The sequence below is a fragment of the Pedobacter sp. 05L430 genome (assembly GCF_056397585.1).
The window spans coordinates 1-17,515 of the sequence record NZ_JBFTNT010000099.1; the positions used below are offsets into that span (position 1 = coordinate 1).

At 39.4% G+C, this 17,515-nt stretch carries 10 protein-coding genes and 1 pseudogene; 6 read left to right on the forward strand and 5 right to left on the reverse strand.

The features are described from left to right. Together AC1DG9_RS14430 and AC1DG9_RS14435 are read left to right on the forward strand one after the other, a co-directional pair. Positions 1-210 (forward strand): annotated as a pseudogene (locus AC1DG9_RS14430) (sterol desaturase family protein); the annotation flags it as partial. Continuing rightward, on the forward strand, positions 185-877 hold the full coding sequence (locus AC1DG9_RS14435; RefSeq protein ID WP_099438337.1) for a lysoplasmalogenase: 693 nt from the start codon (positions 185-187) through the stop codon (positions 875-877). The pseudogene AC1DG9_RS14430 and the gene AC1DG9_RS14435, both read left to right, overlap by 26 nt. On the opposite strand, the gene pbpC is transcribed toward AC1DG9_RS14435, so the two are convergent. The 4 genes from pbpC to topA all read right to left on the reverse strand — a co-directional run bounded on the left by pbpC (position 874) and on the right by topA (position 12,007). Beyond that, the gene (gene pbpC / locus AC1DG9_RS14440) at positions 874-3,348 is read right to left on the reverse strand and encodes a penicillin-binding protein 1C (protein ID WP_477634786.1); all 2,475 of its coding nucleotides are present in this window, start codon (positions 3,346-3,348) and stop codon (positions 874-876) included. The two genes, AC1DG9_RS14435 and pbpC, sit on opposite strands and share 4 nt — an antisense overlap. A gap of 23 nt (positions 3,349-3,371) precedes the next feature. After that, positions 3,372-8,768, reverse strand: coding sequence for an alpha-2-macroglobulin family protein (locus AC1DG9_RS14445; protein WP_477634787.1), 5,397 nt, complete (start codon positions 8,766-8,768; stop codon positions 3,372-3,374). 109 nt (positions 8,769-8,877) lie between these two features. Beyond that, positions 8,878-9,282, reverse strand: a complete 405-nt coding sequence (locus AC1DG9_RS14450) for a hypothetical protein (RefSeq protein ID WP_172662992.1) — start codon at positions 9,280-9,282, stop codon at positions 8,878-8,880. A gap of 118 nt (positions 9,283-9,400) precedes the next feature. Next, entirely contained in the window at positions 9,401-12,007 is a 2,607-nt protein-coding gene (topA, locus tag AC1DG9_RS14455; protein WP_477634788.1) for a type I DNA topoisomerase, read from the reverse strand. Between the two features lie 244 nt (positions 12,008-12,251). Here topA and AC1DG9_RS14460 point away from each other — a divergent pair, with 244 nt between their 5' ends. From AC1DG9_RS14460 to AC1DG9_RS14475, 4 genes are all read left to right on the forward strand, one after another. Next, complete coding sequence (locus AC1DG9_RS14460; protein ID WP_288879361.1) at positions 12,252-12,764, forward strand: glutathione peroxidase; 513 nt, start codon at positions 12,252-12,254, stop codon at positions 12,762-12,764. Positions 12,765-13,005: 241 nt separating this feature from the next. Beyond that, positions 13,006-13,770, forward strand: a complete 765-nt coding sequence (locus tag AC1DG9_RS14465; RefSeq protein WP_288879360.1) for a 5'-nucleotidase C-terminal domain-containing protein — start codon at positions 13,006-13,008, stop codon at positions 13,768-13,770. After that, complete coding sequence (locus tag AC1DG9_RS14470; RefSeq protein WP_337716267.1) at positions 13,748-14,695, forward strand: bifunctional metallophosphatase/5'-nucleotidase; 948 nt, start codon at positions 13,748-13,750, stop codon at positions 14,693-14,695. Before AC1DG9_RS14465 ends, AC1DG9_RS14470 begins: the two co-directional genes overlap by 23 nt. 167 nt (positions 14,696-14,862) lie before the next feature. Beyond that, entirely contained in the window at positions 14,863-15,885 is a 1,023-nt protein-coding gene (locus AC1DG9_RS14475; RefSeq protein WP_337716265.1) for an MAC/perforin domain-containing protein, read from the forward strand. Between the two features lie 132 nt (positions 15,886-16,017). Here AC1DG9_RS14475 and mnmA read toward each other — a convergent pair whose 3' ends face one another. Further along, the gene (mnmA, locus tag AC1DG9_RS14480) at positions 16,018-17,109 is read right to left on the reverse strand and encodes a tRNA 2-thiouridine(34) synthase MnmA (RefSeq protein ID WP_172662986.1); all 1,092 of its coding nucleotides are present in this window, start codon (positions 17,107-17,109) and stop codon (positions 16,018-16,020) included. Between the last annotated feature and the right edge of the window lie 406 nt (positions 17,110-17,515).

Below are 17,515 nucleotides of genomic sequence, written 5' to 3' on the forward strand. Positions count from 1 at the left end.
CTATTAACCTGCGGTGCATTGCTCGAAGAAAAGAAATGGCTCATTTATTTTGAATACTGCCGACTCCTATCAGGTATTTTAATAATTTTGCTGCTTAATTTCCCTATTGGGTACCAGGTGATATTTGCGGGCTTACAAATCGTTTCATTAGTCTGGTTCTATAATCTTAACAAACTGAATACCCATGCTCAAGAAGTACCTGAAGTTTAACCTCATATTTGCCCTGATTTTTATACTGCAGCTTGTGGCAGAGTATTACGAGCTTTCGGCTTTAAAATACATTACAAAACCACTCATCGTTATCTCTTTACTTATCATGTTTGCAATAAGTACCAAACTAAAAGGTCGCTTTCATAAACGTTTGTTTACAGGCTTGGTTTTTGGCCTTATAGGCGATGTATTGCTTATGCTGGTATGGAAAAACGAAGCTTTTTTTACCTACGGACTAATTGCTTTTTTACTTTGCCATATCTTTTATATCCGCGCATTTTATCTTGATTTCTCGTCTGCACCCCAATTAGATAAAAAAGGAGCAAGGATCGCCATTGCGCTTTGTGCTGTGTTCAGTATCAGTTTTTATGTTTACATCAGGCATGGGCTTGGCGCAATGAAACTACCGGTTATGGTTTATACTTTTGTGATCAGTTTAATGATGATGATGGCAGCGTTCAGAAACATGAGGGTAAATAAAATCAGCTTTAACCTGATTCTTTTTGGCGCAATATTTTTCCTGATCTCTGACTCAACACTTGCTTATAATAAGTTTGTTAAGGGCTTTGATCTTGCAGGATTGTTGATTATGGCAACTTACATGATCGCGCAATATTTGATTACCATAGGAGGCATCGAGCGTCAGCTTGTAAAAAGAGAAGATTAGTTCTTTTCCTTTTCTTTTTCCAACACAGTGAAATGCTGTACCAGCCTTTCGCCATTCTCATCAACGAGTGTTAAAATATGTTTGCCAGGCGCCGGACTAACAGCCAGCTGATGATAATTCTTGGTTGTGGCAACATACTCATTATCAATATGCCAGTAAATCTTAGCGCTAGCGTTTCTGTGGGTAGCATTTAACACAATTTTCCCTCTGGTGCCATCAAACTCAACAGGAATATAAACCGTGGCGTAGTTTCTTGGATAGATCATTTCCATTACAAAGTTATTCCCGGCATCGCCGCAACCAGGTTTAAATGGAGGCAGCTCCTTATAATCACTATTTTTGATCTTATAATAATATTCCATAGACGGAGGTAAAATAAACCACGATTTATGCACCATGGCAGATGGCGCTTCGCATTCATCGGTTACCCTGTAAGTTCCTGTACGGTCCAGATGGACCATTTTATGGTAGGGGCAAAGACCTGTTTTTTCACCTGCCGGAGAAACCAGCTGTATCACTTTATCAGTGCAATATTCGCCAGCTTTATAGCCACTTTCTTTGCAAACCACAATTTTCTTAAGTTTACTTGTAGGGGTTTTAAACCATTTAACAACAGGTAATTGCTTAAAAATATCAAACATAACAGGAGCAGCAGCATCTATACCGGTTAAGCCCGGTCGGCCTTCGCCATCGGCATTGCCAACCCAAACGCAAACTACATAGTTCGGATTAAGTCCAACTGCCCAGGCATCCCTGAAACCGAAACTGGTACCTGTTTTCCATGCCAATCGCTGCGAAGAGGAAAACTGTTCCCATAAACCTTCCTCGCCCGGCCTCATTAACTCCTCCATAGCATTAAATGCATTCCAGATAGAACCATGATCAATGGCTGAGTTTACTTCAGTCTCAAACTCATCAAAACGTTTATCCCGCTGTTCGTTCACATACAAAGGCTCATCGTAATCATGCGGATTGTACCTGCCTTTATAATCATTAAAATGGTTAAGCGTTCTGGCCATTCCCATATAAGTTCTTGCCAGGTCCCASATCGTTACCTCGCTGCCACCAAGAATAAGTGAAAGCCCATAATGATCGGCTGGTTTGTTTAGMGTAGTAAAGCCCAATTGTTTAAGCTTATCATAAAACCTTTGGTACTTATAGTTCTGCAGCATTTTAACCGCAGGGATGTTTAGAGAGCGGCTCAGCGCTCTATCGGCTTGTATGGCACCATCGTAGCCCATATCATAATTTTGGGGCGAGTAGCCGCCTATTTGGGTGGGTATGTCGGCTATTAAAGTTTTAGGAAGTATAAAGCCATCATTTAACATACTGGCGTACAGAATGGGTTTTAATGTACTTCCCGGACTCCTTGGTGCCTTAATCATATCCACATGACTTTCCAGTTCGGTGTTTTCCGGTTGGTAGATGTTGCCAACATAACTAAGTACAGTACCTTTTTTTACATCTAAAACCAATGCTGCAATGTTGTTAATGTCGTTTGCCCGATATCGGTTGTTGTAGCGCTTCAGCAAACTGCTTACCCGTAGTTGCAAATCATAATCAAGTGTAGAAGTGATCCTTGTAGATCCTGTTTTTAAGGCCGACCGCTCTGCCTTAAATCTGTTAAGTAAATGCGGTGCGTTTTGAGGCAGTTGTTGTGGCTTGCCCGGAATAGGCTCCAGCTTAGATAGATTGGCGGTTGATTGGTCTATGATTTTTAATACCGCTAATTTATCCAGCAGATCGTTCCGTTTTTTAATCAGTCGGGGAGAGTTTTTGCCAGGGTGTACCAGTGACGGGCTGTTTGGTAGCACAGCCAGTGTAGCCATCTCTCCCCAGGATAAACTTTCGGCACTGCGGCCGAAGTACCTCCATGCTGCAGCATCCAATCCAACCACGTTACTCCCAAAGGGGGCGTTGCCGGCATAGAGCTTTAAAATTTCTTTTTTTGAATAGCTGGCTTCTAGTCTGATAGCCAGGATAACCTCTATTAGCTTTTGCCAAACTGTTCTGCTTTCGCGTCTGGATAGCCTGATCACCTGCATGCTTATTGTGCTTCCGCCACTTACCACACTTTTGGCTTTAAAGTTTTGGCGCATAGCTCTTGCCATAGCAATAGGATCTACACCGGGGTGGTAATAGAAACGTTTATMTTCAAAAGCGACCAGACATTGCGCAAATTTCTCTGGTATGGTGTCGGCTACAGGGAAACGCCATTGCCCATCTTTAGCAATAGAAGCGCTTAATAAATCGCCATTTGAAGCTTCTACAACATATGAGGTAGGGCTTACAAAAAGYTTTGAAGGCAAAGAAAATAGGAATATAAGTAGTAAAATGAGGAAAACAACATCCGTCATCCAGAGCGCAGCGAAGGATCTCTTGTTGTTGCTATTCAAGAGATCTCTCCTTTGTCGAGATGACGGAAGTCCGGTTTCAGGAAGTCCTGTTTTGGTTAATTTACAACTACTCACTTACTTTATACCTACCCACTTGCTTATTTAATAACCTGCACCCATTTTCCTGCTTCTGTTGCACTTATGCTGTTGTTATACATTGCTTCGCACTGAACAGCCGATAAATAGTACCTACCAATATAAGATGCATTTAAAAGCACTTTATAAATAACCGTTTCGTTCTCACGCAGGTTAAAATAAGTAAACACACGATCATCTCTAATATCCCTGTAAGTATATGGCGATGAAGCAATGATGCTTTCATTGTCATTTACGCGGGTATTAATGATTTCCCATCCCGATGGGAAGATCTGTGTAAGTGCCATTTGCTCATAATATCCACTCTTACCAGGATTTTTAACCACAACTTCAGCATAAAAGTCTGTGCCTTGTTTCAAAGTAGTAGGATCCAACACCTTGCCATTAAGTAATTTATAGCTGATACTCATGTCTAACAGATCAGGGTTGTTCGGTTGAAAATTATTTTGTCCGGCCGAAGGTTGCCCCTGTAAAATCAAACGGGCAAACAACACCCTGTCGCTGGTATTGGTAACAGCCACATTGCCTTTAAATGCCAGTGGCGTGCTAACAATGTACTGGTTTGAATTTACATTGCCTTTTTTACCATCAATAGTGGCCTCATCTCTTAAATCAGAACCATAAGTGCCGCCTAGCTGATTGTAAGGTTTTATTTCAGTAGGTAAATCTTTTATCAGTTTATTGGCTGCATCTGCTTGTCCGGCAAGTTTATATGCGGCAGCCAAACGCCATTTTGCAGATACAGAAAGGTATTCAAATGCCCTTAATCTGTTCATTGCTGCTATCTCCGGTCTCTTGGCCAATGCAAGCACATATAACCTGTACGATTGAGAAAGATCACCACCATAAAAATTACTGCTATTTGGCGCCCAGTTATTGGCTTTTGTTTTTAAATAACGAACAAGTTCATCAATCATTCCTACTGGAAGGGTATATCCTGCATTTTGCGATTCCACAAGGAAATGCCCTGCATAATTGGTTCCCCACTCATCAGACGTACCTTCGCCCGGCCAGTAACTTAAACCACCATCAGTAGTCTGGAAGCCTTTCAACCTGTTAATACCCGCTTTTATGTTTCGCTCTGTATTTGCCTTTTGCTGTTCATTTAAAGCAGTTAATTGGTTAAGGAATAACTGAGGGAATACACCGGAAGTAGTTTGCTCTACACATCCATGCGGATATTGCATCAGGTAACTTAAGCGCTTTTTAAGATTGATAGGAGGTATAGACGAAAGCTCTATAGACCCTGAATTTGTACCAGCCATACCAATAGGCGCATAGTTTAACGACCAATTGGCACCCGGTTCAACTACTGCCGATACCACATTGGTAACAAACGGATTAGGATTACGAATGTCCATCTCTACATCATAAACAGCCTTCTCAGTACCGCTTTGTGCAATGATCTTAACCTTGGCAATACCTGTAACCTCAGGAGCCTTGATTTCGAAATATGCCATCTGTTCGCCTGGTTGTTTAAATCCAAGCTGTTGTGTTTTACTGCCAATTACCTGTAAATTCTGTGCCTGTAGTTGAACAGTTACGTTTTTAAGGTTATTTTCTGTAGCAAATACGGTTGTAGGTAAAGTAAAGCTTTCGCCCGGACCAATAACACGTGGTAAAGTAGCCAGCAGCATTAAAGGTTTTTTAACCTGTACAGATTTCTCTGCAAAGCCATAAGCACCATCTTGTCCGGCAACCACCATTGCTCTTACCGCGCCAATATATTGCGGAAGCGTAAACTTATGGGTTTTGCTTTCGCCTTTGCCCAATGCAAAAGGACCAAGATATTTTACCACAGGTACAAACCTGTTGGCTTTTGCCGGATTCAAATTCCTGTTTACACTGCCATCACCACCAATGCTTAAAATACGTTCCAGATTGCCGCCCCATGCACCAAGTACATAATCGAACAAATCCCATGTTTTAACACCCAAGCCTTCTCGGGCATAAAAAGCACTATGAGGATCAGGAGTTTTAAATCTGGTCAGGTCAAGCAAACCTTCATCTACAATGGCTATTGTATAGGTCATGGCCTTGCCATTTTGTTCCGCAACAGTAATGCTATTCTCTGTTTCAGGTTTAATCTTATCGGCCATTTTAATAACCGGTTTTAAGATCGTTTCAGGATCTTCAATARGCAATGGAATAGCTCCATACATCCTTATTGGCAAATCATTTACCGTTTGGGCATGTGGCTGAAGCAAAGTAACCACGGCAAACACATTAGGCGCCATGTTCTTTTCGGCCTTAAAGGTAAATTGTGTTTGGCCGGCTTTAGTTTCTGTCCAGAAGGTTTTTAATACCCTGCTGCCATTTTCTATAGAGATTAATGCTCTGCCGCCTTTACCTGATGGAATGGTTAATACCACATCTTCGCCAACATTGAACTTGGTTTTATTGGCAGTAAATGATAGCATAGAGGCTTCGGTAGGGTTGTTGGCCTGTTCACGTTGTGCCCAACCCGGCCAGTCAACATATACAGATTTGCCGGTTACATGGCCACCATTTACATCGCGTACCAGAATCAGATAACGACCCCATTCCGGTTCATCTATTCTTAAATTCCAGCTTCCTTTACCGTTTGATAAAGTGATGCTTTCTTTTTTAACGAGTTTATTATAAGAGTTTTGGGTAAAGTTAGCATAGGAGTTCTGGTCGTCCTGATCCCACCACCAACGCCACTGTACTTTGTATAGCTCAACCTCAACAGTTTTGCCACCTTGTACCAGTTTACCGTTCCTGTCTACATTCACAATATTAACTTTATGATCCTTGTCGGTTACCAGCATTCCGCTTAATTTCTCACCATCAGGGGTTTTAATACCGTAATAGTTGTTGTAAACATGGTAAGGGATACTAAAGTTATCGATACTGAAATTACCGCCTGCTTCAAATACCTTAGTGGTAAAGTTTGCCTTAAGCATGCCCGGAGCAGTATTGTTTTCATTTAAACTGGTATTTACAACGGCAGTTCCATTCTCATTTAGTGTGCCTTCGAATATGGTTTTTACCTGCGATTGGAACACTACTGTAGGGTTATCAAAAGTATACTCATCAAAACCCTTAAAAGTAGTTTTCATGGTATTCAGATTCACATCAACCTTGGCTTTAAGGTTTTTGCCTACAGAACCAAATAACCAGTTTGCCGAAAGCGTGGCTGATGATGCACCGCCAACACCTAAATAGGTAGCATTACCGATATTGAAATTTATCTTTAGCCTGTTAGGCATAACGGTTTCAACCTTAATGGTTTTGCTGAAAACTGCACCACCTGCTTTTACCTTGGCCAGCCAGTTTCCGGTAGGAGCAGTATTTTCTGTAGCCGTTTTAAAAGCATAGAATCCATTTAATGGTTTACCATTGATGATTCTTTTAATTAATTGTCCCTGAGGGTTATATAATTCAAAAGTGACCGGATATCCGCCTGGAAGTTTCTTTAATTTATCTTCAAGAATAAAGGATACGAATATAGAATCGCCTGGTCTCCAAACGCCGCGTTCTCCATAAATGTAACCTTTCAATCCGTTCTGCACCACATCGCCGCCAACATCAAAGCGACTTAATGGAAGCGAACTACCATCATCCATTTTCAGATAGCCACGTTCATCGCCATTTTTAGCGATCAGTAAGAAGGGTTTTCTTTTCAGATCAAAGGTAGCCATACCATCGCCATCGGTTTTAACCGTGTGGATGATCTGACGCTGGTAATCTAACAGCTCCAAAGTAACACCGCTCATTGGTTTAGCGGTAAGCAGATCTGTAGTTACAACAAGCATACTGTTGTCGTTACCACGTTTGGCAATAAGACCAATATTCGAAGCCATTACATTTCTGCTGGCCCATTTGTCATTGGTATAATAGGATGGGGTACAAGGATTGTCACGATCTTCCCATCTGTAATTATTTGGATAATAACTGTTGTAACGCTCCCAGAACTCATCGTCCTCATCAATCTTTTCACCATAACCACGATAGCCGTCTTCATCAGAAGTTTCTTCATCGTTAGTTACTTCAGCACATTTAAATACATTGTACTCATTTCTGAAACCGATGGTTATGCGGTACATGGCACCAGGTTCAGTTTTAATCAGCTTATCAAGATCTAAGGTAAAACGGTTCTTTTTATGCAGATTAAGCGCTTTATCTTCATCTAAACGAATTGTTTTTTGTATCACAGGTTTACCAACACGACGAATCTCACCTCCATCTTTATAGCTGTTGGTTTGGAAGAACTGAGGGATATTATTTTCATAGATCTTGATAACCGTAACATCAACCGCCTTTAAATTGGTTGCTTCGAAAGGCAACACCAATTTACCGGAATTTGGAAGTATGGTACCACTGCCTGCAATAACCACCGAAGGCAGTTTGTTCTCAAAAACGATATTGGCAGTTTTTCCTGCTCCAAGTTTCTTTCCGTTGATATTTTCGATGCCAGAATTTACTGTAAGAGAATAATTGCCTTCTAAAGCCAGGGCTGAGTAAACTTTTACCTGACTGCCATCGATGGTAAACCTTAAATCAGATAAACCGCTTAAAGAGATTAAACCGGCCAGATCCTGAGCTACGCCTACAGGTTCAGAAAGCTGTACTAAGGCATAATCTTCGAGGTCTTGTACTGCTTTCATGTCCAGTACTTTAAATACGCCTTTGGCAGGAACAGCAACGGTTTGTTCGCCTTTGCTGTCGGCATTAATAGCCTCACCAGACCATTTTAAAGTTAGTTTTGTATCCTGACCAGCTTTTTTAATACTATCTATGGTAAAGGCAGAAGTGTTTTTCTCTGGATTATGCTGCCATTTAACTTTTAAAGTTTGCGGAAAATTTAGTGTTAATGCTTTTTCAATCGCCTTTGGGTCTTCCTGATCGGAGGTCGTAATCTCTCCCTTAAGCTTCATATAATCAAGAGAAGTGTTGTTTTGCGACACCAACCCATCCTGAGTTAAATTCATGCCGGGTTTGATCACTCTAAATCCGAACTCAAATTCTTCAAGGTCCTTTTCTGTTTCAGTAACCTTGCTCAAATCGAGATTGGCCTCATAGGTTTCGCCTGATTTTAAAGGCTCATCAGGTCTGAATTCGACTGTTTGCGCATCGATCCAGTAAGCTTTTCCTTTTACAGAAGGAGAGAAGCTAAACAAATCACGGGTGTCGGCAACGCCAACATCACTCATTGTTTTTACTTCACTGGCCAGATGCACCCTTATAAAACTCTTTTTAGAGATGGTTCCGGAAGTGTAAGCTTCTATATATTTAGAATATTTTTGGTTGTAGTCCTTAGGCTTTTCTTTTTTAAAGAGAAAAAAAGATGCAATTCCAGCTAGCAGAAAAGCAGTAATGCCAATAACCAGGGGTTTTTTATTCCTTTGGAAAAAGGAAGAGCGAGATGATTCCATAACACAGATATTTCATAATAAGATGTGTACGAAAATCAACAAAAATCATCGGAAACGAAAATAATTGTTATCCACAAGAGAAAAATGTTGTGGGAATACTTGCAGGTGGCTATTTAATCATTACGCCCGGCATATTAACTAGGGGAACACGGATTAGGTTTTCATCTACAATACTTTCTGGAAGGAAAATAAACTTTTTATCGTAGATGACCCCGTTGATGTAATAGCTTAACCAGTACTCATTTGTTAAGCCAAATACTTCGGTATCAATAGCTTCTACGCCGGCGAAAGACTTCGCTTTAATATCGCCCAGGAAGTGTCTTAATACCGATGTTTTTACCATTTTACCGTCTTTTTCTCCATAACCCTTAGAGCTGATTAATACGTTGTCAAGCGGGATATCTTTAAGATTGATCAGGTAAACGGTCCAGTTTTTTACTTCCGGGCTTTCGTTTTTTAGCACTACGGCCATTGCAACATCTTCAACTATATTTTCAGGAAGGTCTTTTTTCATGTTAAATTATGCAAATCGTCATCTCGAACATCGTGAGAGATCTCTTGAACTATATCTGAACAAGAGATCTCTCACGATGTTCGAGATGACGGGTGTATTAATTATGACAGGCGTACACCTACTTCTTCGCTACTGCTTTCTTTTTTGCAGGTGCTTTAGTTGCTGTTTTCTTTGCAGTGGTACCAGTTTTCTTTGCTGCAGCTTTCTTTGCTGCAGCTTTCTTGGTTTTAGGTTCAAAAGCATTAGGCACTTGCTCAACTATCAATTTTTTAACCTCATCTAAAGAAACTACTTCTAATTCCTCCTGAGTATATTTATCATTAGTAGCCGGGTTTTTACGCAGCTTAAGCATTTCTTTGCCGAAACGGATAAAAGGGCCCCATCTGCCATTTTCTATCGCAATTTTTTCTTCARCCCATTGCTGAATAAATCTATTTGCTTCTTTTTCTAACTTTTTACCAATCAGTTCTTCAATGTCCGACTGTTTAAGGTTATCAAAATTATAAGCCTTAGGAACATTGATAAACAAATCATTCCATTTAATAAACGGACCGAATCTGCCTTTTCCTTTAGTAACTGGTAAGCTCTGGTAATGAGCAACAGGAGCATCGGCAGTAATTTTTTCGCCAATAATCTCTATTGCGCGATCTCTATCTATCGATAAAGGGTCCTCATTTTTAGGAACAGAGATGTAAGCATCGCCCCATTTAACATAYGGACCAAAACGACCTACACCAACAGAAACCTCTTTACCTTCATAATCTTCAAGCTGAAAAGGCAATTTAAATTGCTCCAGAGCACTTTCTAAAGTAACAGTTGCTACAGATTGCGATTTAGATAAGCTCGCATAACGAGGTTTTTCTTCGTCGTCATTCTGACCAATTTGAACCAGCGGGCCAAATTTACCAACTTTAGCATATACATTTTTACCACTTACCGGATCAATACCCAATAAACGTTCACCATTAGCTCTGTCGGCTGTTTCTAAAGTAGTTTCAACCTCAATATGAAAAGGAGTATAGAAGGAGTGAAGCATTTTTGTCCATTCCTGTAAACCCTGTGCAATCTCATCAAATTCCTTTTCTACATTCGCAGTAAAGTTAAAATCTACGATTCCTTTAAAATGTTCAACCAGGAAGTCATTCACAACTTCGCCTATATCTGTAGGGAATAATTTACCTTTTTCGGCACCTGTTATTTCCGTTTTAATTAGCTTTTTAACAGAACCATTGTTTAAAACAATAGAACTAAATGAACGCTGACGGCCATCACGATCTTCCTTAACCACATAACCACGGTTTTGGATGGTTGAAATAGTTGGCGCATAAGTAGATGGTCTGCCGATACCAAGCTCTTCCAGTTTTTTAACCAAACTAGCCTCAGTATATCTTGCCGGTGGTCTGGAGAAACGCTCAGTTGCATTCATCTCTTTTAAAGTCAGTTCCTGACCTCTTACCAATGGTGGCAACATGCTGTTACCTTCTGAATCTTCAACATCCTCATCATCGCTTGATTCAAGATAAACCTTTAAGAAACCATCAAATTTCAAAACCTCACCCTCTGCAATCAAATTCTCTTTACGAGTGCTGATGCCGATCTGAGCTGTTGTTTTTTCAAACAAAGCCTCACTCATTTGTGAAGCAATGGCGCGTTTCCAAATCAACTCATATAAACGTTGTTCAGAGCTGTCGCCTGGTACAGTATGGTGATTAAAATAAGTAGGGCGGATGGCCTCGTGAGCCTCTTGTGCACCTGCAGATTTAGTTTTATATACTCGTAAGTGATGATATTTATCGCCATAGGCAGATTTTATTTCACTTGCAGCAGCTTGTAATGCGGTTTCCGATAAGTTCACTGAATCGGTACGCATATAAGTAATGCGTCCACTTTCATACAGCCTCTGAGCGATCTGCATTGTTCTTGAAACGGAGTAACCCAGTTTGCGGGAAGCCTCCTGCTGCAAGGTAGAAGTGGTAAACGGAGCTGCAGGATTACGCTTTGCAGGTTTTGTCTCCAAACTATCAACCGAAAAACCAGCATTGATACAGTCTGTTAAAAACTGTTCTGCATCTGATTCTTTCTCAAAACGCTGAGGTAGTTCTGCTTTTACAATTTCCTTACCTTTTCCGGTTGAAAACTGTGCTGTTATTTTAAATGCTGCTGAAGCATTAAATTTATTTACTTCTCGTTCTCTGTCTACAATTAAACGAACCGCTACCGATTGTACACGACCTGCAGAAAGTGATGGCTTGATTTTTTTCCATAATACCGGAGAAAGTTCAAAACCCACCAATCTGTCGAGCACACGACGAGCTTGTTGTGCATGAACAAGGTTATAATCAATTGTACGTGGAGTTTCTATAGCCTTTAATATAGCAGGCTTAGTGATTTCGTGAAAAACTATACGTTTTGTTTTGGCTTCTTTAAGTCCTAAAGTTTCGAATAAGTGCCATGAAATTGCTTCTCCCTCGCGGTCCTCATCGGATGCTAGCCATACCATTTCGGCTTCCTTAGCTAGTTTTCTTAATTCGGCAACAACTTGCTTTTTATCAGAAGGAACTTCATAGGTCTGAGCAAAATTATTAGAGATATCAATCCCCATATCCCCTTTAATTAAGTCACGAATATGACCGTAACTAGATTTAACAAGGAAATCTTTGCCCAAATACCCTTCAATGGTTTTCGCTTTCGCAGGTGACTCAACTATTAGTAAATTCTTCGCCATTCAGAACGTTTTTCTGCAAATAAAGCTATAAATAAGCCTAATTTCAAAATCCGATCTAATTTTTCTAACAAATTTATTTAAAAATGACCTGTTTTACCTGATAATGAGCAATGGCCGGAATGCTGCTTTTAGGGCATTAAATTAATTCGACCGAGATAAAAGCTGTTTGAAACATTTTACTTAAATAATATAATTATCTATTTTTTTTGTGCTTAACTTCGTGAGTATAAAAAAACTTAAAACCATGAATACAATACTCATCCTGTTAAGCCTTTTATTTACGCCTCCAACTAAAAGCGTTTATGATTTTTCTTTTAAAACCATTGATGGCAAGGAAATTAAGCTTTCGAAATTTAAGGGCAAAAAAATCCTTATTGTAAATACAGCTTCGAAGTGCGGATTTACGCCTCAGTATGAAGATCTTGAAAAACTACAAAAACAATATGGTAAAAATGTAGTTTTAATAGGTTTCCCGGCTGGCAATTTTGGCGGTCAGGAATTGGCTACAAATAGCGAAATCAAAGAATTTTGTACAGGAAAATATAATGTTACTTTCTTGTTGTCGGAAAAAAGCAGTGTTAAAGGAGATGACATCAGTCCTTTATTTAAATATTTAACCAGTCAGGAAAATCCTGATTTTACAGGTGATATTCAATGGAACTTTGAAAAATTCCTGATTAATGAAAAAGGTCAGTTGGTACACCGCTTCCGCTCTAAAGTTAAACCTTTAGATGAAGCGATTACAAAGAATTTGTAGGGTAGGAACCCATCATCTGCCCCTCGTCATCCTGAATTTATTTCAGGATCTCGTTTAAGCAGGTTTTTAATGTCATGTCCGGGATCCTGAAATAATTTCAGGATGACGAGAGACGCGTAAAACGAATCAGATAAACACAGCCTGTATTAAACCATGATACGGGCTGTATTATTTAACACTATTATCACTATATTTTTACACCATATTCTAATGTTTGCCGTACTTTTGTACCAAAATAAGTATGGATCATATCAAATCATTCCGGAATTATTTAGCGCTATCAGTTGCCCTTTTAGTGGCTTCCTGCTCATCAGGATACAAACTGGTAAAGACCAATCGTGCAGAATACAATGTTAATAAGGAGCTTGCGGTAGACAGCTCTATTATAAAAACCTATTTGCCCTATAAAGTTCAACTTGAGGCTGAAATGAATAAAGTAATTGGTCATTCTGCAGCGCAGATGTCTAAAAAAAGCAGCGACACCTTACCTGAAAGCTTGCTTAGCAATTTCTTTTCTGATGCTGTTTTGGAACAGGCCCTTAAATATGATCAGAATATTGATTTTGCATTGCCATCCACAAAAGGAGGTTTAAGGGTAGATTTTCCTAAAGGCAACGTTACTGTTTCTAATGTGTTTGAGCTGATGCCTTTTGAAAATCAACTCATGATTTTTACACTAAAAGGTACTGATGTTAAACAGATCCTGGACTTTATTGCTTCTACCAACGGACAGCCTGTGGCCCGTTTACAAATAAAAATAGTAGATAAGAAACCTGTAGATGTACTTGTAAACGGTAAACCTTTTGATGTAAACAAAACCTACCGAGTACTTACATCTGATTATATTGGTGGGGGTGGCGACAATGTTCCTGCTTTTAAAAATGCGACAGATACAAAGGTTATAGGTCTTAAAGTACGCGATGCACTGATGAATTACGTTAAAGAAGCTGAGGCCGCTGGCAAAACAATTAATCCAAAATTAGATGGAAGAATTACTAAAAACTAACCGCAGAGATTTTCTAAGAACCGGTGGTATTGCTGCAGCGGCTCTGGCCTTAAACTTAAATGCGTTTGAAGCTGAGGCTGCAGGAGGGGTAACAAAGCTTACCATTTTGCATACTAACGATGTTCATAGCAGGGTAGAACCTTTTCCTATTGATGGATCTAAATATGAAGGTTTGGGTGGTACTGCCCGGCGATCGGCCCTGATCAAAAGGATAAGAAGTGAAGAGAAAAACGTGTTGTTGTTTGATGCCGGTGATATTTTTCAAGGTACGCCATACTTCAACAAATTTGGCGGTGAGCTTGAAATTAAGCTGATGACCGCAATGGGTTATGATGCGGTAACCATGGGTAACCATGATTTTGACAATGGTATGGAGGGGTTTTATAAGCAACTTCCTCATGCCAACTTTCCTATTCTCAGCAGTAATTACGACTTCTCTAATACAATACTAAATAAATCGATCCTTCCGTATAAGGTATTTAAGAAGGATGGACTAAAGATCGGTGTTTTTGGAGTTGGGATAGAATTGCATGGTCTGGTTGAAGGTAAAAACTATGGTGATACAGTTTACTTAGATCCAGTTGCAAAGGCTAATGAAATAGCTGATGTATTAAAGAATGACTTTAAGTGTGATCTGGTAATTTGCTTGTCTCATTTGGGTTACAAGTATAATACTGATAAAGTATCCGATCAGATTTTAGCGAAAAACAATAAGAGTATCGACCTGATAATTGGTGGGCATACGCATACTTTTATGGATCAGCCAGAAGATGTGCAGAATTTAAGCGGGGCAATAACTACTATAAATCAGGTTGGTTTTGCTGGTATTAACCTGGGTAGGGTTGATTATTATTTTGAAAGATATAAAGGTAAAAAGTTAAAAAAGGCTTCACCTTATCTGATTTCAAATAAATTGGAAGCTTAGCATCTATTTGTATATTTACGATCTGTTTTTTTTCTAAAGAGAAATCATATTCCTCTGGTAGTTTAATGTGTATCTATTTTTTTACTGATATTTACGCTATTTTTAATTTTTTCTGTAAAAATGGCGTTAAAATTGAGGACGAGAATACACACACAAATTTGAACCAAATGAAAAAAGCAATTCTATTTATGGTAGTCGTTGTCACGTTTGCCTCGTGCAAGAAAAAATCTGAAGAAATCATAATTGAAGAGAAATTATCACCAGATATTGAACTGGTAGTTAACGGAGCAACTGAAGAGACTCAACCCTTATATCAGCCATCTGAAACCTATAATTTTTTAGGATTTGGATATGATGCTACAGATAAGTTCAATAACCAGGCTTCTATAAGAGCAAGCGTAGTTGATGTTGAAGCTTATACTGCTGCTGAATTTTCTAAAATTAACATAGATAGAGCCGGAGAGGGTTCATGGAAAACTATCGAAGCGGATAATGCAGTAGATTTATCAGAAAGATTTTCCAATTCGTTTCAAGACACTCAAGGTTTGAGACTCTTTGGAAACACCGTAGAAAATACATTCCCTGGAACCTTTGTTACTGATAAAAAGTATGTTTATGGACATTATTGCCTTTACTGGATTTTTAAAAGATGCAAGTTTCATGATTGGCAGTCCTTAAATAATTCTTTAACATCTGGTTTTAAGAGAGATATTACTTTATTAAGTGCTCAGGAGCTTGTTCATAAATATGGAACTCATGTTCTGAAAGGGGTGAGAATGGGTGCTAAATTAGACGTCTTTTATCAGGCAGAAGCTAAGGGGGAAAATAGACAATCTATCATTAAGGAGGGATTACGTTATGCTGTGAAACGGACATTTGGTTTACCAACTGGCGGTTTGGATGATGTGAATTTACGGAACTTAAATGCAAATTCTTCGGCCCAGATCTACTTTAGCTCTACTGGCGGCGATATGAGCAAATTGAAAATCGAAACTATAAATAATAGGCAAATAGTGAATATTACAAACTGGCTTTCGGCTAATACAGAAGATAATGCACAGTTTATTTTTGCTTATGACAATGGTTTGGTACCGCTTGATAGCTTTATTGATGATAGCGTAAAAAAAGCTGAGGTAAAATCTTATCTCGAACAATATTTTGCCTCTAAAGCGGCTAAATTGACAAATTAAATTTAAGGTACTGAATCATGACGGTCTGCATCGTCATCTCGACGATAGGAGAGATCTCTTGGTTATGCAATTTGTAGCTGCTTTGTAGTCAAGAGGTCTCTCGTTGCCTCGRGATGACGACCTTTATGTCTTTTAACAAAGGAAACCGCCGCCTAACAGATCGTTTCCTTCATAGAAAACTGCTGATTGGCCGGGTGCAATTGCTGATACATTATGATCAAATACTACGCGCATTTTGTCTTTTTCCTGAACAATAGTGCTTAACATACCTGCATCTTTATATCGGATTTTAGTAACCACGTTATCCATTGGCTCTAAAATACTTCCGTATTTTACCAGGTTAACGTTGCGTACAAGGGCCTCGTTTCTTTCCAGATCTTCGGCTCTTCCAAGTACTACTGTATTACTTTCAGGCATGATTTGGGTTACAAACATTGGTTCGCCGAACGCAATTCCAAGTCCTTTACGTTGGCCAATGGTGTAAAAAGGGTAGCCTTTATGCTGACCAACTACCATTCCGTCTTTAGTGATGAAGTTACCACCAGCAACTCTGTCTTCTAAATCTTCAACTTTATGTTTTAAGAAAGCACGGTAATCATTGTCAGGTACAAAACAGATTTCGTAGCTTTCACTTTTCTTAGCAAGTTCTTCCTGTCCCATATCTAAAGCCATTTGTCTGATATCAGATTTGGCAAATGAACCTAAAGGGAATTGTGTACGTGCAAGGTTTTCCTGAGAAACTCCCCACAGTACATATGATTGGTCTTTGTTTTCGTCTTTTCCTTTAGAGATTACATAACGACCGCTATCTTGTTGTCGGATGTTCGCGTAATGTCCGGTTGCAATAAATTCGCAATCCAGTTTGTTGGCACGTTTTAATAGTGCTTCCCATTTGATATGGGTGTTGCACAATACACATGGGTTTGGAGTGCGGCCGGCAAGGTATTCATCAACAAAGTTGTCGATTACAAAATCTCCAAACTCGTCGCGAATATCAAGGATGTAATGTGGGAAGCCATAGTTTACGGCAAGCGTTCGGGCATCGTTTATGCTATCCAAACTGCAGCAACCTGTTTCCTTACTGCTGCTGCCTGATGTGGCATAGTCCCATGTTTTCATGGTAAGCCCAATAACTTCATAACCTTGCTCGTGTAGCATTACTGCGGCTACTGAACTGTCGACACCGCCACTCATGGCGACTAATATTCTTCCTTTTTTACTCATTTTATTTAATACTGCCTCGGGTTCAAAGCCCGGTGATTAGAAATAAGATGCAAAAGTAAGTGATTTTAATGGGAATTTTTTAATTGAGACGTCAATAGGTTGTCAAAGTAAAATTAAGTGATCGGTTTTCGGGCTGGAACAAATTGCGCTGAAGGGCGCAAATGGTTCCGATGCCCTCTTCCCGACACTGAATTTTAGCCGAATTGGGAGGAGAGGAAGGGAGGTTTAGTTAGGAAGAGAGTTAAGGGGTGATAGGTATGGATGGTAGATGGTTAAAGCATAGTGAGAAATATTTTGATCAAACGTTATAGCAAGACTGAAAAAGCTGTTTTTTGTATGATTTTTTTATACCTTAGACAATCATAAAAAAATAGAACTAAAGTTAAATATGAAAAAAATCCTCCTG